This is a genomic window from Providencia sp. LY12, from assembly GCF_057621555.1.
In genome coordinates this window covers 324,077-344,137 of the sequence record NZ_CM172594.1, presented here as the reverse complement: position 1 = coordinate 344,137, position 20,061 = coordinate 324,077, and the positions used below count along the sequence as shown (strand labels likewise).

Here is a 20,061-nt window from a genome sequence, read left to right as displayed (position 1 = left end):
ACCGCCAGATATACAGCAATGAATACGTCTGTAACCATTCTAAAAAGAAAAAAAATTAATTTCACCCCTTTAAAACTGTATTTTTATACAGTATAAAGATTCTATTCTTGCTCACAAGCTGAACATTATTAGAAAAAGGATGAAAATGGAAACCTCACTCACTCGCTGTCATTGGGTCAACCAAGATCCCGAATATATTGCCTATCACGATAATGAATGGGGAAAACCCACCAAGGATAATCAAGAATTATTCGAAATGATCTGCCTCGAAGGCCAGCAAGCAGGGCTCTCTTGGTACACTATTTTGAAAAAGCGCCAAGGCTACCGAGACCTATTCCATCAATTTGATCCTGAAAAGATTGCCTTGATGGATGAAAAAGATGTAGAGCGGCTTATGCAAGACTCAAGAATCATTCGCAACCGATTAAAAATCAACGCGATTATTGCTAACGCTAAGGCTTATTTAGCCATGAAAAGCGAAGGAATAGATTTTTCTACTTTCATTTGGGGCTTTGTGAACCACCAGCCTATTGTGAATAAATGGACTGAATCTGCACAACTTCCTGCAGAAACAGAGCTTTCTAAAAGCTTGTCTAAAACACTGAAAAAACATGGCTTCAAATTTGTAGGTTCTGTTACTTGCTACGCCTTTATGCAAGCCACTGGGATGGTTAATGACCACCTTGTAAATTGTTGCCAGTATCGATAAATCAAAATTTATCGATGGAAACTGAATATATAACAACACAAATAAACTAAGCTTGGTCAATAAGATAACCCAAAAAACTAATTTATTACCTATGTTTGACATTTTATATGAAAAAGAACTGTAATTAAGCTATTGAACTCTAGGTGGGGGCGCGGTATGTTGGAAATTCCATTAACAACCTAATAAACAAATGTGAATAAATACAATGAATTTCTCTAAATTTGGTAATAAATTTGCTAAGAATTCAGGCATTTCAGAATTAATGAAAGACTTGAATGAAGGTCTCAGAACCCCCGGCGCTATTATGCTTGGTGGTGGGAACCCTGCTCATATTCCTGAGATGGATAAATATTTCCAAGATCTCCTCGCTGAAATGTGTGCCAATGGGCAATTGACCGATACCTTGTGTAACTATGATGGTCCTCAAGGCAAAGATGCCATGTTGAAAGCGCTAGCAGCAACTCTAAAAGCGAAACTAGGCTGGGATATCAGCGCGAAAAATATTGCGCTAACAAACGGCAGCCAAAGTGCGTTTTTCTATCTATTTAACCTACTTGCTGGTCGCTTTGAAGATGGTATCTCTCGTAAAGTGCTTTTCCCAATTGCCCCTGAATATGTGGGTTATGCGGATTCTGGACTTGATGACGACCTTTTTGTGGCAAATAAGCCGCAAATTGAATTTTTACCTGATGGACAATTTAAATATCACGTTGATTTCAACACTCTTGAAATTACTGAAGATATTGGCGTTATCTGTGTATCTCGCCCAACCAACCCGACAGGGAACGTGATCACCGATGAGGAAGTTCTGCATCTTGACCAATTAGCTAAGCAACACAATATTCCATTATTGATTGATAATGCGTATGGCGTTCCCTTCCCCGGCATTATTTTTAGCGAAGCCACACCATTTTGGAATGAAAATGTCATCCTGTGTATGAGCTTATCAAAACTCGGTCTACCGGGAACTCGCTGCGGTATTATTATTGGTAATGAAGAGTTGATTGGTGCCATCAGTAATATGAATGGCATTATTAGTCTTGCTCCGGGTGGTATCGGTCCAAGCATCGCACTTGAAATGCTACAGCGTGACGATTTATTTGAATTATCTCAAAATGTTATAGGACCATTCTATAAACAGCGCGTTGAAGAAGTCATTAAGATCATTCGCCGCTATATCCCTGAAGATAAATGCCTTATTCATAAACCTGAGGGCGCCATTTTCTTGTGGTTGTGGTTTAAAGACCTGCCAATTAGTTGTTTAGAACTTTATCGCCGCTTAAAAGCACGTGGTGTATTGATGGTTCCGGGACATTACTTTTTCCCAGGACTTGAAGAAGATTGGCAACATGCCCATGAATGTATGCGTATGAACTATGTTCCTGAGCCGGAAAAGATTGAGCAAGGGATTCAAATCCTTGCTCAAGAATTAGAAAAAGCCTATCAAGAATCTGAACGCTAAATCTAGCTGTAGGGTTAAAAAAAGCCCTTTCCATGGAGGAAAGGGCCAAAATTAGCGAGAACTCCATAATTGAAATCGAATATATTTGTACACGACAAATCTTATTCGCGGTTATTAAACCACTTTTTCAATATCAGTTATGGCTAGAACAAAGACCAATTACGCCCTTATATAGACGGATACTTTTTCTCCATATCTTATTCCTTCCTTTATTCACAATCATAATGCCCAAAATAAGATAGCTAATAACTGCGGCGAAATAATGCGTAAAAACATAGCTAAAGGGTATACCGTGGCGTAAGAAAGTGCCGGTGCTCCGCTGGTTGGATGGATATTATTTGCAAAAGCTAATGCTGGTGGATCTGTCATAGAGCCAGCCAATACACCACATAGGCTTAAATAATTCATTTTTCCGAAAATGCGTGCAACTAAACCGGTGATAAACAGAGGAATAAAGGTAATTAATAGCCCATAGCCAATCCATGTGAGCCCATCACCTTGAATAAGAGTTTCAATAAAACTCCCTCCCGAATTCAGCCCGACAACTGCCAAGAACATCACAATTCCAAGCTCTCTCAACGCTAAGTTGGCACTTGGTGGCATAAACCAATACAGTCGTCCAATAGTACCTATCCGTCCAAGGATCAAGGCAACAACTAATGGTCCGCCCGCTAAACCTAGCTTCAGTGCAGCAGGAAAGCCCGGCACAAATATCGGTAACGAGCCTAAAACAACCCCCAAACCTATCCCAATAAATACAGGTAACATCTGGACTTGCTGTAATTTTTGTTTCGCGTTTCCGAGTAAGGCAGTGACTGCTTCAATTGATTCAGGACGACCAACAATATTGAGGATATCACCAAATTGCAGTACGGAATTGTTGTTTGCCATCAGGTCAATCCCAGTCCGGTTCAAACGAGTTACCACCACATCATACTTCTGCTTGAGATTCAGTTCTTTTAAACGTTTACTTAGTACGGCATCATTAGTCACAACCACTCGGACAGAGTGCAATACAGAACTTGAAGTTGATAATGAAGCTTCAACCTCCTCACCAAGGATTAGGCGGACTTTATTTAAGTCTTCTCTTTGCCCAACAACATGCAGTAGATCTCCCAGATGTATTTCTGTCGTCGGTTGAGGCACCATCAGCATTTCCCCACGCTTTAGCCGCGAGCAGACAATATCTTCGCTGCCTAACATAGGAATATCTTGCATCATCAAGCCATCAAGATTGGTATTTCGCACCGCAATGTTCATCGTTTGCAGTGAGTCACGATGCTGAACGTTCGCACTATTAAACTCCGCGGCTTCTTTATCTACCGAGATACGAAAGATAATACGAACGAGCCACATCACCAGCAAAATACCGCAAATCCCCATTGGGTAAGCCATCGCATACCCCATTCCCATTTGTCCGACCAAACTCGGATCAGACCCTAAATCAGATAGAATTTGCTGCCCAGCCCCTAACGATGGTGTATTCGTGACTGCGCCCGAGAAAATGCCCAAAATAATTGGTAGAGGAATGTCTGCTATTTTATAGATAATAGCGGTAACGACAGCCCCTAAAATAACCACCATCAAGGCAAATCCATTGAGTTTTAAACCAGAAACACGCAAAGAAGAGAAAAAACCGGGCCCAACTTGTATCCCGATGGTATAAACGAAGAGAATCAAACCAAATTCTTGAATAAAATGCAGCATGTCATTATTGAGAGACAAGCCATAACTTCGCGCAAAATGCCCAACAATAATTCCACCAAAAAGAACCCCGCCAATCCCTAAGCCCACGTTGCGGATTTTCCAATTACCTATCCATAAGCCTAGTGCGGCAGCTAATGCTAATAAACTGACTGTAAGCGCTAATTCACTCATAGACCGCTATCCTTTTGACGACAATGAACCAAAATACGGGACATACGGAGTTATTACATTTGCAACTGAATCGATTGTGCCAAATAAACACAGAGGAAGTTGTGTGATAGAGCACAGTTCACAGCAATTCAATTATGCATTTTCATACTTTAGTTAAAAACAATTTAATTGCTAATTATTAACATCACCGACATAAAATAATACAAAAAAGAGCTATTATTCTGAGGGTATCTTAAATAATAATAGAGTTGCTCGATTGTGAATTTTTAGTTTTTAGTTATTATGATCTCTGATTAGGCAAAATTCATTTAAATGCAGGTCAACATATATATGCCAAGCTTGATTTTTTTTAGGTCGTTAGCATTTTCCACATTATTGACTCTTACATTAAGTGGGTGCTCCAGTATTATGACTCATGCTGGTCCTACTGATAGCTATTATCCTGGGACAAAAAATAGCGTTGATATGCTGCAGCATGAAGATACTGGCTGGGTAGTTAAGCCGTTGCTGGTTATTGATTTACCATTTACTGCACTCATGGATACATTATTAATTCCGATGGATTATATGCATTCAAACAGTTCACAAGAGGCAGACTCACCAAAAAAACGTGTAGAACAGCTTGATAAACAGCGACTTGATAAACAATCATCTGACAAGCTGCAATCTGATAAACAACCGCCAAAGAACCCTCAATGATTTTCCTATATTAAAGTAGCTTATTGATGCTCTAATCAGGAATATAATACTTAAAATGCAATTAATATTATTAAGTTAATTTAGGTTAATAAATCCTTTATCTTACTGAACAAATTTCCATCTTTTTTAATCTATTCTATTAACCCACCGCTTATTAATTTCAAATCAATATACATGAATCAAATATTGAGCATTTAATTTAATGATTACTTAACCCCTCTTTTTTTGAAGAATAAAAAGATGAATACCCACCTTTTTATTCTTCATGAGTGTTATTCCAGATAAACTTTAATTAGACAACCCTGTTTCAACAATATAAATCTGTCTAAACCCATTAATATCTCGCATAAATGCTACAAATTTATCATTTGGAGAAAAGACAACAGCATCTGCCACAGGGGCTATTTCTGTTCTCTGAGTTAACCGTTCTAAATTTCCGGTCGCCACATGGCAACGTACAACGCTATTGTCATACACAAAGCAGAGATACTCACCAGTCTTATTCCAACTAAATGCAGACTGAATTGAAAACTTGCCAAATGTCACCTGGGTGAGCGCTCCTGTTGCCGTTGCCACCAACCATAATTGCACAATGCCATGATCATCATGCATCAAACAGGCGATTGATTCGCCATTTGGTGAAGAACGCAACCAATGTCTTGGCTGTTTCGCTAACCCTGGAAATTTCCGATGATGCGTATACGTTAAACGCCTTTGTTTCACATCCTTAGGCGGCGCTGGCATGGTTTTTTCGGTACCTTGCAGAGGTTCATCGCCTTGGATTTTGAATTCATTTGGATCTTCGGGTAAATCAACTAAGTAAACTTCAGGGATCACTTCGCCATTTTGATGATGCGTATCTCCAATAAACGCTAATGCACGCCGTTGCCACTGACCTTGTTGATTCATATAACCACGTTGACCAACCCACCCCTCTTCATAGGCTCGGCTAATCTCGTCGCTATTCGGAGTTGGCGCCAAAGTCGTCTTCGTCACAACACTACAGAAAAAATCGCCGCTATATTCTCTTTCATGGCCAATAGGTTCAACAGTCACAGCGCCTGCAGGTACGGCAACAGCCACATTGCGTTGGTCTAATTGAAGATCGAGCTCATGTAAAACATGATCATTATAGGTAAAGCTCAGCCACTTCCCATCAGGGCTGAAAACATGAACATGTGTTCCACCTCTGAGCGCACCCGCCATATAGGGTGACGTAATGCACATTGCATCAATCGGATGTGCATTACCGAGTTGGCAATCATCAACGTAAACACCTCGGCGATGATGGAAATCATACTGCCAAGACTCATCGGGATACTCTGGCCCCTGAATAAAAGCATAACGAGGAGGATTTTCAGCGCTTACAGTGACTACGCCAACATGGGCACCATGCAACCCTCGATAAATTTCTACTTTTTGATGGGTAATAACATGAATTTTTTCTATGGTTTGCCCGGTAAATGAACTGCCACTTGGTCGAACATCATAAGCTAACCACTGGCTATCTGGTGTCCAAACATTAATATTTGTAAGCTGATGACTTTGCGAATCATCAGTAATACACATTTCTTTATAAGGCATTTTATTATTCAATCTGTTATCCTTTGACATCATTTAACACAGGCTATCGGATTACTTTAACTAATCAATTCTTTAAGAGAATAAAAAATCTCAGTCGAGAAGTTTCACAAGTAATATTACCCTTAGACAATCACTATAGTATTGAATAAAACCATCATGTTATTAAGTGTTCTCTATATTATTGGTATTACTGCCGAAGCCATGACAGGCGCTTTAGCTGCTGGACGCCGTAAAATGGACGTCTTTGGCGTGATTATTATTGCTTCTGCGACAGCCATCGGCGGTGGCTCTGTTCGTGATATTCTACTCGGTCACTATCCTCTAGGTTGGGTTGCCCACCCCGAATACATCATGACCGTGGCAGGTGCCGCCATTGTCACCATCTGGATAGCCCCGATGATGAAACACCTTCGTCGGCTTTTCTTAATACTTGATGCAATTGGCTTAATCGTCTTCTCTATTCTTGGTGCTCAAATAGCCCTCGATATGAATTATAGCCCTATTATCGCCGCCATTGCGGCTGTAGTTACCGGTGTATTTGGGGGTGTACTTCGTGACATGCTGTGTAACACCATCCCTCTGGTTTTCCAAAAAGAAGTCTACGCAGGCGTCTCTTTTGCTGCCGCATGGTTATATATCGGCTTGCTGTATACACCGCTCCCTAAAGATATCGTGGTTATTATCACGTTGGTCGCAGGTTTAAGTGCCAGGCTGCTTGCCATCCGCTACCGTTTGGGATTACCTATTTTTAATTATGAAAGCCAAGATTAACCAAAACTGATTTTCCCATCAGCCATTCGTTTAACCGCTAATGGCTGATATCTAGCTTCTGCAGAGTATACAGTTCCTGCAAAGTGTATAGCACCTTCTGAATTTCAGGCTCTGCCAACCAGTACTTTAATGCCTGCTTCCGCTTTTCAGATAAACCCAGCGCCTCCACAGTCTCTTGTTCACTCAATTCTTCTATCGTTGATATCTTGCTTAGATGTTTAATTTCTAAAGGAATTCCGATCCCCTTCAACCAATTTGTTATTGGCTGCATAGATGTTTTTTGTAGCTGGCTAAGCGTATTTGTCGTTTTCTTATTCTTAGGTAATGAATCTTGCCAATGAGGAGAAAGCCAGCCAAGTAACGTTGAGAGTCCATATTGATCTACCCATATCTTCCATGTTTTTTCGCCCACCCCGCGAATCTTTAATTGTTTACCTAGCCAAGCCAGGCGAGCAACAAATTGAGGAGCACAATCTGGTGTGTATGCTAAACAGCTCAATGAATGAAAGTTTTCGAGAGAGGATGTGTTCGGATGCAACCTAGGCTCTCGCCGCCAAATGACTTTTTCCATAGATGGCGTCCCATGTCCTGATAACGTTAGCTGGATTTTATCCCCAACTAACACATCTTTTTGTTTCCAGGAATTGAGCGAGCCAATGCGAATTTTACTCACTTTTTTATCATCGATCGTGACCGGCTCAATGCTAGCAATAACATTTACAGCCCCTGATTTTCCTACCCGAAAAGTTAAATCCATAACCTCTGAAACCACGCTTTTTAACGGGTATTTCCATGCCACACTCCAACTGTTTTGGTTTGCTCGCCAAGCCAATGAAGGCGGCGATGGAAAGCTTTTCAAAACGATACCATCGGTTGCAAATGGCATCGGCGCTGAATAATAGTGGTCACGCCACTTGGCTGCTGATTGATAGTCAGAGATTAAATGGCTATATCGTTGTACCCAATCAAATCCTAGCGTCGATAATTCACTCAATTGACGATTCATAGCGACAGAGTTATCTGGCCATGCCCAGATAAAAATGCCGATATCATCCGTGACCTGTGTAGGTAGCTCCTTGCGCATCAGCCAACCCGCAATTTTACTCCGTGCATTTTTTCCACCATCCGCACTTTGTACATGTCCATTGAGCTTCCAGAATAATTCCCCCTGTAAAACAAGAGATTGCTTCGCTGAAATAGTTTTGGGAATAGCTCGAATAAAATCGGCTTTATCGCGCCAATTCAGTCCTTCACTCCCATTGCCTCGACTAATCATTGACACTAAACGTCCATTTTCATAGTGCAGAGTCACTGCAACACCATCGACTTTAGGTTGCAACCAAACTTCATTACGAGCCTTTATCCATGCTGCTATTTCTTCTGATTTTAATTTTTTCAATCCCGTATGGGGTATGGGATGCTTTATTAATCGTTCAGTTTTAGACTGTAACGGTTGTACTAGAGTGTCAGGTAAATTTTGACAGCGCTGCCCCTGCTGCCACTTCGCCAAAAGTTGGTCATAAACCTCGTCACTCACACCGCTCACACCGCCAATCTGATATTGCCTGTCCCACTCTTGTAGCTGCTCTCCCAGTCGCCGCTGTTCCATTCTTGTTAATTCATTATCTAATGAGCGGCATGCTTTTTGAGAATCTACGGTTTCCGCACCATAGCCTATTGAAATAACAGATTGAAGTAATAGGCAGAACCAACCAAATTTCCAGAGTTTCCTGACTGAAAAATAATGCATAATGTCCCTATTATATTTAAGTTTAATACCATGTTCCGAACTGCTATGTGTTGCATTACATTCTGAGTCAATAAATCAAGGGCGACAGCAGGCAATGCCGTTAATTGCATAGCGCTTCGCAAAACAGATGGTATTTTCATTAAGTTAAATTTATTTTCTGGAAGGCGTTCACAATTTTCCAATAACCAAAACTTTTTTACTCTTATTTCATGGTTAATTGATATCGCTGCATGTTGTCTTAAGTACGTGTATACTATGTAGGGTTTATCACTATCTTTTATGTCTAACCCACAAATATTCAAGAAATCATCATGATACAAGGCACGTTATATATTCTCTCTGCTCCTAGTGGCGCAGGTAAGTCCAGTCTTATCCAAGCATTACTGAAGACACAACCGTTGTATGACACTCAAGTTTCTGTTTCTCATACAACTCGAGCTGCACGCCCAGGCGAAATTCATGGCGAGCATTACTTCTTTGTTTCTGAAGCTGAATTTCTTCAGATGGTTGAGAACAATGACTTTTTAGAGCATGCCTGTGTTTTCGGTAACTACTACGGCACCTCAAAACCCATTATTGAGGAAGTCTTAAATAGTGGCGTGGATGTGTTTCTTGATATTGACTGGCAAGGTGCTCAGCAAATTCGCGCGAAAATGCCAGAGGCACGTAGTATTTTTATTCTACCGCCATCAAGAGATGAGCTATATCGCCGTCTGCGTGGTCGTGGTCAAGATAGTGATGAAGTCATTGAAAAGCGCATGTCACAAGCAGTTGGCGAAATTGAGCATTACAATGAATACGATTACGTCATTGTAAACGACGATTTCAACACCGCACTGAGCGATTTACAATCTATCATGCGTGCTGAGCGCTTGAGATTAGGTCGCCAAGTCCAGCGACATGATGCTTTAATCAGCAAATTACTAGCAGACTGAGAATAGTTTCAGTATCATATCAGGTCATTTTTTTATTTCTTTGGAGTAGCACACTTATGGCACGCGTAACTGTTCAAGACGCAGTAGAAAAAATTGGTAACCGTTTTGACCTCGTACTGGTCGCAGCACGTAGAGCTCGTCAGTTACAAACTGGTGGTAAAGATCCTTTAGTTCCAGAAGAAAACGATAAGCACACTGTTATCGCGCTACGTGAAGTAGAAGAAGGTTTAATTAACGGTCACATTTTGGATGTGCGTGAACGCCAAGAACAGCAAGAGCAAGAAGCCGCTGAAATGCAGGCAGTTTCTGCGATCGCTGAAGGTCGTCGCTAATTACTAAGGTGGGTCTGCCTTGTATCTGTTTGAAAGCCTAAATTTAATAATTCAGCAATATCTCCCAAAAGAGCAAGTTGAATTACTGAAAAAAGCCTATGTTGTCGCACGGGATGCTCATGAAGGGCAGACCCGTTCCAGTGGTGAGCCTTATATTACTCACCCTGTTGCTGTTGCTTGTATTCTGGCTGAAATGCGTTTGGATCATGAAACACTGATGGCTGCGCTACTTCATGATGTGATTGAAGATACTCCAGCGACATTTCAAGACATAGAGCAGCTGTTTGGAACTACCGTCGCCGGCTTAGTCGAAGGGGTTTCCAAACTGGATAAGCTGAATTTCCGCGACAAGAAAGAAGCTCAAGCAGAAAACTTCCGTAAAATGATCATGGCAATGGTGAAAGATATCCGTGTCATTTTGATCAAACTGGCAGACCGTACTCACAATATGCGCACGCTTGGGTCATTACGACCCGATAAGCGTCGCCGCATAGCGCGTGAAACACTGGAAATTTACAGTCCTCTCGCGCATCGCTTAGGTATCCACCATATTAAAACCGAACTCGAAGAGTTAGGTTTCGAAGCGCTGTATCCAAACCGTTATCGTGTTATCAAGGAAGTGGTGAAATCCGCTCGTGGTAACCGTAAAGAAATGATCCAAAAAATCCTTTCTGAAATTGACGGTCGATTAACGGAAGCAGGTGTACCCTGTACAGTCAGTGGTCGCGAAAAACATCTGTATTCTATCTATCGGAAAATGCATCAAAAAGAGCAGCGATTCCATTCCATTATGGATATCTATGCTTTTAGGGTCATCGTTGAAGACGTTGATACCTGCTACCGTGTTTTAGGGCAAATGCACAGTCTTTATAAACCTCGTCCGGGGCGAATCAAAGACTATATTGCTATTCCTAAAGCTAACGGATACCAATCCCTCCACACCTCATTAATTGGACCTCATGGGGTACCTGTCGAAGTACAAATTCGTACTGAAGATATGGACCAAATGGCCGAAATGGGTGTTGCTGCTCACTGGGCATATAAAGAACAAGGCGAATTGGGAACCACTGCGCAGGTGAAAGCCCAGCGTTGGATGCAAAGCTTGCTCGAACTCCAACAGAGTGCGGGAAGCTCATTTGAATTTATTGAAAGCGTAAAATCAGATCTATTTCCTGATGAAATTTACGTTTTCACCCCCGAAGGTCGTATTGTCGAATTACCGACAGGCGCAACACCGGTGGACTTCGCGTATGCCGTGCATACTGACATTGGGCATGCTTGTGTGGGTGCGCGAGTTGATCGCCAACCTTACCCACTCTCCCAGCCACTTTCTAGCGGTCAAACGGTAGAAATTATTACGGCTCCAGGCGCTCGACCAAATGCGGCATGGTTGAACTTTGTGGTAAGTTCAAAAGCACGTGCAAAAATCCGTCAGTTACTGAAGAATTTAAAACGCGAAGACTCCGTTAATTTAGGTCGTCGCTTACTCAATCATGCACTAGGTACAGGCACCAAAATTACGGATATACCTCGTGAAAGTATTGATGCCGAATTAGCTCGCATGAAGCTCCACTCTATTGACGATTTACTTGCCGAAATTGGTTTAGGTAATGCCATGAGTGTTGTAGTAGCTCGTAACTTGCAAAGTAACCCTCAGAGTGCTCAGTCAAGTGCCGTTGAAGAACCAGTGATTACGGAAAACCGTAATAAGCTGTCCATCAAAGGGGCTGATGGAGTCTTAATTACCTTTGCTAAATGCTGCCGTCCTATCCCGGGCGACCCAATTATTGCGCATATTAGCCCAGGTAAAGGATTGGTTATTCACCATGAATCTTGCCGTAATATCCGTGGTTATCAGAAAGAACCGGATAAATTTATGGCTGTTGAGTGGGATACCGAGACAGACACGGATTTTATCGCTGAAATTAAAGTCGATATGATAAACCATCAAGGTGCCCTTGCTAACTTGACCGCCGCTATCAATGATGCGAACTCAAGTATTCAAAGCATGAACACTGAAGAGAAAGATGGTCGTGTTTACTGCGCCTTTATTCGCTTGTCGATTAAAAACCGTATTCAATTGGCTAACGTGATGCGTAAAATTCGTATCATGCCAGATGTTCTACGCGTCAGCCGTAACCGTAATTAGTCGATATCATTAAAAATACGAACTCTCACTATGAATGAACGCCGCTATCGCCGCATTTGCCAAATGATGGCGATGCGGCAGCCCGACCTAACACTTTGTCTTGAAGAAATTCATAAGCCTCATAATGTTTCTGCAATTGTGCGCAGTGCTGATGCAGTCGGGATCCATAAAATTCATGCCATTTGGCCAGACCAACAGGTTAAACTCTCCGTCTCCTCTGCAGCGGGAAGTAATAGTTGGGTAAAAGTCATCTCGCACCAATCCACCGAAAGCGCCATTACTCAGATAAAATCCCAAGGTATGCAGATTTTAGTCACGAATCTGTCAGATACGGCTGTCGATTTTCGAGAAATTGATTATACCCGCCCAACCTGTATTATGGTGGGACAAGAGAAAACGGGTATCTCGGATAAGGCATTAGCCCTTGCAGATCAACATATTATCATCCCAATGGTTGGTATGGTGCAGTCACTCAATGTCTCTGTCGCCTCTGCACTTATTTTGTATGAAGCCCAACGTCAGCGCCAACTCGCAGGCATGTATGACCGAGAAAATAGTCTATTATCTGAGCAAGAACAACAAGAATGGCTATTTGAAGGCGGCTATCCTGTATTGGCTGAAGTTGCTAAACGCAAAGGGCTTCCTCGCCCATTTATCAATCAGCAAGGTCAGATAGAAGCTGATGATGCTTGGTGGGCACAAATGCAGCTTTCTGAAAAAATGAAGAGAAAACAACTCAGTTAAGGAATCAACATGAACCGTGGTCTGCTTAATACCATTTCACTGACTTCACTTCATGGCATTGGTGCCAGCCAGTCAGAAAAAATGAGTAAAATCGGGTTGAACACAGTTCAGGACTTGCTTCTGCATTTTCCACTGCGTTATGAAGATCATACGCGTCTTTATCAGATTAAAGACTTGATGCCCGGCACAACAGCCACTATCACTGGTCACGTTCTACAAACCAAAGTCGTTTTTGGACGTAAAAGAATGATGACCTGCCTGATCAGCGATGGTACAGGCAACCTAACGCTGCGTTTTTTCAACTTCTCTGCTGCAATGAAAAACAGTTTAGCCGAAGGTCGCCAAGTGACTGCCTACGGAGAAGTGCGTCGTGGTAATACAGGACCTGAAATTATTCACCCTGAATATAAAGTCTCTCAAGAAACGGATAATATCGCCCTTCAAGAGAACCTAACTCCGGTTTATCCGACAACCGAAGGTGTCCGCCAAGCCACACTGCGTAAAGTGATGGAGCAAGCGCTCACCATGTTAGAAAGTGGCAATATTCAAGAATTACTGCCTGAAGAGTTCAGTCGTAGCCTAATTAGCCTTCCCGACGCCATCCGACTGTTACACACTCCACCACCGGATATTTCGTTAGAAGAGTTGGAAAAAGGGCATCACCCAGCCCAAAAGCGTTTGATCCTCGAAGAGTTACTGGCTCACCATTTAAGTATGCTTGCCATTCGGGCTGGCAATGAACGGCTCTATGCTGAACCATTAGTTTCATCTGGAAAGTTTAAAACGCCTTTACTGGCAAATTTGCCGTTCTCACCCACTAACGCGCAAAAACGCGTCGTAGCAGAAATCGAAACTGATTTACGAAAAAATGCCCCAATGATGCGTTTGATCCAAGGTGATGTCGGTTCCGGTAAAACACTTGTGGCTGCATTAGCCGCACTGTGTGCCATTGAAAATGGTAAACAAGTTGCCTTAATGGCACCGACTGAAATTCTTGCAGAGCAGCACGCAAATACCTTTAAGCAATGGTTTGAACCTCTAGGTATCAAAGTAGGCTGGTTAGCAGGTAAACAAAAAGGTAAAGCCCGCCAGCAGCAACAAGATGCCATTGCGAGTGGTGAAGTCTCGATGGTAGTCGGTACCCATGCCATCTTCCAAGAGCAAGTGAGCTTTCACTCTTTAGGGTTAGTCATCATTGATGAACAACACCGCTTTGGCGTTCACCAGCGGCTCGCTCTGCGTGAAAAAGGTGAGCAACAAGGGTTCCATCCACATCAGTTAATCATGACCGCTACGCCAATCCCACGCACGCTGGCGATGACTGCTTATGCAGACCTCGATACTTCTGTCATTGATGAGCTCCCACCAGGAAGAACCCCTGTAACTACAGTGGCTATCCCTGATACCCGACGCAGTGATATTGTCGAGCGCGTTCGCCAAGCCTGTTTAGAGGAAGGACGGCAAGCTTATTGGGTGTGTACATTGATTGATGACTCAGAGGTGCTTGAAGCGCAAGCCGCCCAAGTTACCAGCGAAGAGCTGGCTCTGGCACTACCTGAACTCAAGGTGGGGTTGGTGCATGGTCGCATGAAACCCGCTGAAAAACAGAGCATCATGGCGGCATTTAAGAATAACGAAATCCAGTTACTTGTTGCTACCACCGTTATCGAAGTCGGGGTGGATGTTCCGAACGCAAGCCTAATGATTATTGATAACCCTGAGCGGCTTGGATTAGCACAATTGCACCAACTACGGGGACGGGTTGGTCGTGGCTCTGTCGCGTCTCACTGTGTGCTACTTTATAAAACGCCGCTCACTCATACCGCCAAGCAGCGCTTACAAGTTTTACGAGACAGTAATGATGGCTTTGTGATTGCCCAAAAAGACTTAGAAATTCGAGGTCCCGGAGAGCTGCTAGGCACAAGGCAGACAGGGAATGCAGATTTTAAAGTTGCCGATTTATTACGTGATCAATATATGTTGCCAGAAGTGCAACGGTTGGCACGACACATCCAACAATACTACCCTGAGCATGCCCAAAAGATTATTGAACGCTGGCTCCCTGAGCGCGAACAATATAGCCACGCTTAAACTTTTCCTGCCCTAACCTTTTCCCTACCCTAAAATGAAAATTGCCGTGAACACATCCATGTCCACGGCAATACCTGCTTTATTTATACATTTAGTTATATATGTTTGTATTTACTTCAATACTTGTTCTGTACTAGCCACCAATCGTTGGGAAAACTGGTAACCATAAGTAGAACTTAATCACTAACGCATTCACAATATCGATAAAGAATGCCCCCACCATCGGCACGACTAAGAATGCGAGGTGAGATGGACCAAATTTATCGGTTACCGCTTGCATGTTAGCGATAGCGGTTGGTGTTGCCCCTAAACCGAAACCACAGTGACCCGCGGCTAAAATGGCAGCATCATAGTTTTTGCCCATCACACGGAAGGTAACAAAAATCGCATATCCTGCCATAACGCAAGCTTGAACGCCGAGAATGACTAACATTGGGATTGCTAAAGACGCCAGTTCCCACAGTTTTAAGCTCATTAATGCCATGGCTAAGAATAAGGATAGGCTGACGTTACCCATGACAGAAACCGCGCGGTCAAATACTCGATAAAAACCAAGTAAAGACAGGCTGTTACTTAAGATAACACCGACGAACAATACGCAAACAAATTTAGGCAGTGCAAATGCGGTGCCTGATAGTAGCCCTGCAATCCAGCTTCCTGCTAGCAAACAGATAGCGATCAACGCAATAGTTTCAATCAATACCATCGAGTTGATCATGCGGTTGGATTGTGGCTTTTCAAATGCGGTAGGAACATCTTTGTCCTCATCCGCGGTACCAGGTGTTGGGATATTGCGAATTAAGAAACGTGCAACAGGGCCACCAATAAGCCCTCCAAGTACTAAACCAAAAGTTGCACAAGCCATTGCAACTTCAGTTGCACTCTTGAAGCCATAATCTTCAGTAAAGATTTTACCCCAAGCGGCGCCTGTACCATGTCCACCGGATAAAGTGATTGAGCCGGCTAATAGCCCCATAAGAGGGTCTAAACCTAATAATTTCGCAAGTGCGATACCGACTGTGTTTTGAACTAGCAATAAACCGACAACGACAAAAATGAAGATTAACAATGCTTTACCGCCAGCTTTTAAGCTCGCTAAGTTAGCATTCAAACCAATGGTCGCAAAGAATGCGAGCATCATCGGTTCTTGCAGTGATAAGTCGAAGGAGAGGCTCCAATCAAATACTTGCTTAACCACTAACAGGGTAAAAGCGACTAATAATCCCCCTGCAACGGGTTCAGGGATAGTGTATTTTTCAAGAAATGAAACTGACTTTACCAGTTTACGTCCGAGTAATAGCACGAGTGTAGCAGCGACCAGAGTGCCGTAGACATCGAGATGATACATTTATGTACCTCGTCTGTTGTTAATATTATTTAAAACTAATTAGACGTTATTTTTTTCCTTAAAACGCCAAAAGCAGGTGCATGGATTAGAAAAAAAAATCGCGATAAATACAAGTTAAAACATATAAAAATGTGACGCTCTTAGTTTAATATCCACCTTAATTTTTTTGCGCAACCGATTGCTTTTTGTATTATTCTCTTTAAAATGCGCTTTTTGCTAGTGGAATTGGAATAATGAACGCAACGGCATCTGAAGAACAAAATGTTGAAAAAACAGTACAAAACCAAAGCGAACTGATCTATCGCCTTGAAGATAGGCCTCCTTTACCTCAGGCGCTGTTTGCTGCTGGACAGCATCTATTAGCGATGTTTGTCGCGGTGATTACCCCCGCAATGCTTATCTGCCAAGCACTTGGGCTACCCGCTCATGACACCCAGCGAATCATCAGCATGTCATTGTTTGCTTCAGGAATCGCCTCTCTGATTCAGATCCGCGCGTGGGGTCCTGTCGGCTCAGGATTACTTTCCATTCAAGGCACCAGTTTCAACTTTGTTGCACCGTTGATTATGGGGGGAGTTGCACTCAAGCAAGGCGGAGCCGATATCCCTTCCATGATGGCGGCATTATTCGGCACATTAATGGTCGCAGCACTGACCGAAGTTATCTTATCGCGTTTCTTACATTTAGCTCGCCGAGTTATCACGCCGCTGGTTTCTGGTGTTGTGGTCATGATCATTGGTTTATCACTGATTCAAGTCGGTTTAACCTCAATTGGTGGGGGTTACAGTGCACTGAGCGATAACACATTCGGTTCCCCTGATAACCTCATTCTTGCAGGCATTGTGTTAGCCGTCATTATCCTGTTAACTCGCCAGAAGAACCCGTACTTACGCGTTGCATCATTAGTGATTGCAATGGCAGTAGGCTACCTTGCTGCTTGGTGGATGAATATGCTGCCAACTACGCAAGCCAGTGATGCCAATCAATCTCTGATTACGATCCCTGAACCTTTTTATTATGGTCTCTCTTTTGACTGGAATTTACTCATTCCACTAATTCTAATTTTTATGGTGACGTCGCTAGAAACCATTGGTGATATCACAGCAACGTCAGATGTCTCCGAGCAGCCAGTACGCGGACCTCTCTATATGAAACGTATTAAAGGCGGCGTATTAGCCAATGGACTAAATTCTATGGTGTCAGCGGTGTTTAATACCTTTCCTAACTCCTGCTTTGGTCAGAATAATGGCGTTATCCAATTAACAGGTGTTGCTAGCCGCTATGTGGGCTACTTAGTGGCGTTGATGCTAGTGCTACTGGGTCTGTTCCCAGCAGTGGCAGGTTTTGTGCAACAAATTCCTGAACCTGTTCTAGGTGGTGCTACCATTGTGATGTTCGGCACAATTGCTGCGTCCGGTGTGCGTATCGTTTCTCGCGAGCCACTCAATCGCCGCGCAATTATGATCATTGCATTGTCTCTAGCCGTAGGAATGGGGGTTTCTCAACAACCACTGATCCTGCAATTTGCGCCTGACTGGCTGAAAACCCTGTTCTCATCCGGTATTGCGGCAGGTGGTTTAACTGCAATCGTGCTGAACCTGATTTTCCCTCACGAAAAATAATTCCCTACACCGCCGCAAGAGTTGAATACGCCGGCGGTTCTTCTGTATGCTATCCTTGAGTTGCCGATATATTAAACATATCGGCAATTTATATTTTTATCTGATTAATAAGGGAGCAGACAAACGTGAAAGGGTTACTGAGGTTTTTCGGCTATATTTTTCTGCTTCTTTTGATTGTATTTCTTGCCTGTTATATTGCCTTACAAACCCGATGGGGAGCAGGTTACGCCAGCCAACTTCTGAGTAAATTTACGCCTTACGACATTAACGTCGGCATTATGGGACATCAGTTCTCCGATCCAGGTAAATTTATTTTCCAAGACATTAAGATTGAATCAAGCAACAAGCAGCTAGAATTAGATGCTCGGCAAATTGTGGTGGATGTCAATTGGCGGCATATTTTCAGTGGCGAAGCTATTCAACGCTTAACCATCACTCAAGGAGACTTATCTGCAAACTTTACCGAGAACACATCGCCGCTACCGCTTTCTGCAAAAGTCCTACAATTTGAAAATAGCCAGATTCAATTAACTCAAGACAAAAACACCGTTCAAGTCGCAGGATTTACAGGGGGTATAACCCCATGGAAACCAACAACTGAAAATCCATTTGGTTATGGTGATTTTCGCTTTACTACCAATCAATTAACCTTGAATTCTCTCCCTTTTAGAAATGTCGCGGTCACGGGGAAATTACAAGAAAAGGTAACAGATTTTAGCCAAATCAGCGGCTACCTCAATAATGGGGCGATCACGGGCAAAGGAAAATGGTTTGCTGACGGTTCTATCACCATTGATAACCTGTCGATGAATAAAGTGGGCTGGCAGAATGACTTAACCTTTGATGCGCTGTTTGATGCAATAAACAGTGACCGAACATTGCAAATCAACCAATTACAACTAACCAATGTAGATATTCAAGGGCGCGATTGGGCACTGTCGGGTCTGAGCAGCGAAGTCGATCAAATTGCCTTGGTGAGAGGGAGTTGGAGCAGCCCGAAAAGCCATATTAATTTCAATGTCGATCAATTGGTTATCCAAGACCAGCAAATTGATACGCTCATCGGTGAGCTGAACATTGACGGTGATAACCTCAATGTTGATAAGCTCTCCGGCTACTACAACAAAGGTATTTTTAACCTCAGTGCGGTTTGGCAACGTAACGATAAATCACTGACCATCACTGAAGGTACGCTCGCTGGGGTTCTGTATACCTTGCCAGATAATTGGCTGTCGTTCTTTGCTCAACCCGCACCAGCGTGGTTATCCACATTCGCCATTGATAATTTTACCGTCACGCAATCTTTGCTGATGAATATTCAACCTAAATTTCCTTTCGAATTTACCGCGTTAAGCGGCAACATTCGCTATGTTGACCTGATCAAACAGAAACAGTGGGGAATCTGGAAGGGGCAGGCTACTTTCAATGCCGATACAGGTACCATCAACCAGGTGATGATCCGTCGTCCACTTTTAGAAATTGCAGGAAGTAATGGGCGTGCCGCCGCAAGCCTCAGTGGCAGCGTTGACCGTGGTATCGCAAAAATTGGTTTACTGGCACAGCAAGAGCCAAATAAAGTACCTTTTGAATTACGTGCATCAGGCACCAACATTGATTTAAGTGATTTAAACCAATGGGGTTGGTCAGGCTTTTCACCACAAATGTGGGGAGATTTCGAGGCTTCATTACAAGGGGATTTACTCGCATCACCTCTAGTATCAAGCCTCAACGGAAAATTAACCGCTAAGCCACTTCAAGGAAGCGCTCAACTGCGTACTGTGGTTGATGGCCATGTGGCGTCTGGCATCGCCCCCGTAGAGCCATCAGCAGAATCCCAACCCAAGCTAGAATCACACACTGTACCAGCAGAAAATACCTACCCTGTTGATAGGCATGTTCCTGATATGGTTACTCAATAAAGCAGTGAGTTAGTAAGCAATAAAAAAGCAGGCTCATCCCTTCAGATGGCCTGCTTTTTCGATTCTTC

The 20,061-nt window shown here is 43.0% G+C and carries 15 protein-coding genes; 11 read left to right on the top strand and 4 right to left on the bottom strand.

Translation table 11 applies throughout. From position 1 onward, the window contains the following. Positions 1-145: 145 nt before the first annotated feature. Positions 146-709 carry a DNA-3-methyladenine glycosylase I gene (locus ACY3ZI_RS01510; protein ID WP_487375873.1) on the top strand — a complete coding sequence of 188 codons (564 nt, stop codon included), beginning with the start codon at positions 146-148 and terminating at the stop codon, positions 707-709. Positions 710-914: 205 nt separating this feature from the next. After that, positions 915-2,171, top strand: a complete 1,257-nt coding sequence (locus tag ACY3ZI_RS01505; protein ID WP_487375872.1) for a valine--pyruvate transaminase — start codon at positions 915-917, stop codon at positions 2,169-2,171. 219 nt (positions 2,172-2,390) lie between these two features. On the opposite strand, the gene ACY3ZI_RS01500 is transcribed toward ACY3ZI_RS01505, so the two are convergent. Next, positions 2,391-4,049, bottom strand: a complete 1,659-nt coding sequence (locus ACY3ZI_RS01500) for a putative transporter (RefSeq protein WP_487375871.1) — start codon at positions 4,047-4,049, stop codon at positions 2,391-2,393. 408 nt (positions 4,050-4,457) lie between these two features. On the opposite strand from ACY3ZI_RS01500, the gene ACY3ZI_RS01495 reads away from it, so the two are divergent. Next, positions 4,458-4,748 carry a YceK/YidQ family lipoprotein gene (locus tag ACY3ZI_RS01495; protein WP_230083271.1) on the top strand — a complete coding sequence of 97 codons (291 nt, stop codon included), beginning with the start codon at positions 4,458-4,460 and terminating at the stop codon, positions 4,746-4,748. Positions 4,749-5,036: 288 nt separating this feature from the next. Here ACY3ZI_RS01495 and ACY3ZI_RS01490 read toward each other — a convergent pair whose 3' ends face one another. Beyond that, entirely contained in the window at positions 5,037-6,365 is a 1,329-nt protein-coding gene (locus tag ACY3ZI_RS01490) for a YidR family protein (protein WP_211887185.1), read from the bottom strand. A gap of 123 nt (positions 6,366-6,488) precedes the next feature. On the opposite strand from ACY3ZI_RS01490, the gene ACY3ZI_RS01485 reads away from it, so the two are divergent. Continuing rightward, the gene (locus ACY3ZI_RS01485; protein WP_036948588.1) at positions 6,489-7,103 is read left to right on the top strand and encodes a trimeric intracellular cation channel family protein; all 615 of its coding nucleotides are present in this window, start codon (positions 6,489-6,491) and stop codon (positions 7,101-7,103) included. A 37-nt stretch (positions 7,104-7,140) separates the two neighbouring features. Here the strand turns inward: ACY3ZI_RS01485 and ligB are convergent, their stop codons facing one another. After that, entirely contained in the window at positions 7,141-8,853 is a 1,713-nt protein-coding gene (gene ligB / locus ACY3ZI_RS01480) for an NAD-dependent DNA ligase LigB (protein WP_487375870.1), read from the bottom strand. 311 nt (positions 8,854-9,164) lie between these two features. Here ligB and gmk point away from each other — a divergent pair, with 311 nt between their 5' ends. From gmk to recG, 5 genes are read left to right on the top strand one after another with little or no spacing between them, the layout of a single operon-like run. Next, the gene (gene gmk / locus ACY3ZI_RS01475; RefSeq protein ID WP_211887181.1) at positions 9,165-9,788 is read left to right on the top strand and encodes a guanylate kinase; all 624 of its coding nucleotides are present in this window, start codon (positions 9,165-9,167) and stop codon (positions 9,786-9,788) included. 56 nt (positions 9,789-9,844) lie between these two features. Further along, positions 9,845-10,120 (top strand): DNA-directed RNA polymerase subunit omega, encoded by a 276-nt coding sequence (gene rpoZ, locus ACY3ZI_RS01470; RefSeq protein ID WP_006659598.1) that lies wholly within the window; start codon positions 9,845-9,847, stop codon positions 10,118-10,120. A 19-nt stretch (positions 10,121-10,139) separates the two neighbouring features. Then, positions 10,140-12,269 carry a bifunctional GTP diphosphokinase/guanosine-3',5'-bis pyrophosphate 3'-pyrophosphohydrolase gene (gene spoT, locus ACY3ZI_RS01465; RefSeq protein ID WP_487375869.1) on the top strand — a complete coding sequence of 710 codons (2,130 nt, stop codon included), beginning with the start codon at positions 10,140-10,142 and terminating at the stop codon, positions 12,267-12,269. A 30-nt stretch (positions 12,270-12,299) separates the two neighbouring features. Continuing rightward, complete coding sequence (gene trmH / locus ACY3ZI_RS01460; protein ID WP_036948577.1) at positions 12,300-13,013, top strand: tRNA (guanosine(18)-2'-O)-methyltransferase TrmH; 714 nt, start codon at positions 12,300-12,302, stop codon at positions 13,011-13,013. A 9-nt stretch (positions 13,014-13,022) separates the two neighbouring features. After that, complete coding sequence (gene recG / locus ACY3ZI_RS01455) at positions 13,023-15,104, top strand: ATP-dependent DNA helicase RecG (protein ID WP_487375868.1); 2,082 nt, start codon at positions 13,023-13,025, stop codon at positions 15,102-15,104. A gap of 133 nt (positions 15,105-15,237) precedes the next feature. Here recG and gltS read toward each other — a convergent pair whose 3' ends face one another. Continuing rightward, on the bottom strand, positions 15,238-16,452 hold the full coding sequence (gene gltS, locus ACY3ZI_RS01450) for a sodium/glutamate symporter (RefSeq protein ID WP_036948572.1): 1,215 nt from the start codon (positions 16,450-16,452) through the stop codon (positions 15,238-15,240). 233 nt (positions 16,453-16,685) lie between these two features. Here gltS and ACY3ZI_RS01445 point away from each other — a divergent pair, with 233 nt between their 5' ends. Both ACY3ZI_RS01445 and ACY3ZI_RS01440 read left to right on the top strand, forming a co-directional pair. Further along, entirely contained in the window at positions 16,686-18,074 is a 1,389-nt protein-coding gene (locus ACY3ZI_RS01445) for a uracil-xanthine permease family protein (protein ID WP_108478725.1), read from the top strand. Between the two features lie 125 nt (positions 18,075-18,199). After that, on the top strand, positions 18,200-19,993 hold the full coding sequence (locus ACY3ZI_RS01440; protein WP_487375867.1) for an AsmA family protein: 1,794 nt from the start codon (positions 18,200-18,202) through the stop codon (positions 19,991-19,993). Positions 19,994-20,061: the final 68 nt, after the last annotated feature.

Excerpts from the sequence above, each read along its gene's own strand:
- ligB (WP_487375870.1), bottom strand. The coding sequence starts at position 8,853 with ATGCATTATTTTTCAGTCAGGAAACTCTGGAAATTTGGTTGGTTCTGC.
- ACY3ZI_RS01490 (WP_211887185.1), bottom strand. The coding sequence starts at position 6,365 with ATGATGTCAAAGGATAACAGATTGAATAATAAAATGCCTTATAAAGAA.
- gltS (WP_036948572.1), bottom strand. The coding sequence starts at position 16,452 with ATGTATCATCTCGATGTCTACGGCACTCTGGTCGCTGCTACACTCGTG.
- gmk (WP_211887181.1), top strand. The coding sequence starts at position 9,165 with ATGATACAAGGCACGTTATATATTCTCTCTGCTCCTAGTGGCGCAGGT.
- recG (WP_487375868.1), top strand. The coding sequence starts at position 13,023 with ATGAACCGTGGTCTGCTTAATACCATTTCACTGACTTCACTTCATGGC.
- ACY3ZI_RS01485 (WP_036948588.1), top strand. The coding sequence starts at position 6,489 with ATGTTATTAAGTGTTCTCTATATTATTGGTATTACTGCCGAAGCCATG.
- ACY3ZI_RS01510 (WP_487375873.1), top strand. The coding sequence starts at position 146 with ATGGAAACCTCACTCACTCGCTGTCATTGGGTCAACCAAGATCCCGAA.
- ACY3ZI_RS01495 (WP_230083271.1), top strand. The coding sequence starts at position 4,458 with ATGACTCATGCTGGTCCTACTGATAGCTATTATCCTGGGACAAAAAAT.
- ACY3ZI_RS01500 (WP_487375871.1), bottom strand. The coding sequence starts at position 4,049 with ATGAGTGAATTAGCGCTTACAGTCAGTTTATTAGCATTAGCTGCCGCA.
- trmH (WP_036948577.1), top strand. The coding sequence starts at position 12,300 with ATGAATGAACGCCGCTATCGCCGCATTTGCCAAATGATGGCGATGCGG.
- ACY3ZI_RS01505 (WP_487375872.1), top strand. The coding sequence starts at position 915 with ATGAATTTCTCTAAATTTGGTAATAAATTTGCTAAGAATTCAGGCATT.
- rpoZ (WP_006659598.1), top strand. The coding sequence starts at position 9,845 with ATGGCACGCGTAACTGTTCAAGACGCAGTAGAAAAAATTGGTAACCGT.
- ACY3ZI_RS01445 (WP_108478725.1), top strand. The coding sequence starts at position 16,686 with ATGAACGCAACGGCATCTGAAGAACAAAATGTTGAAAAAACAGTACAA.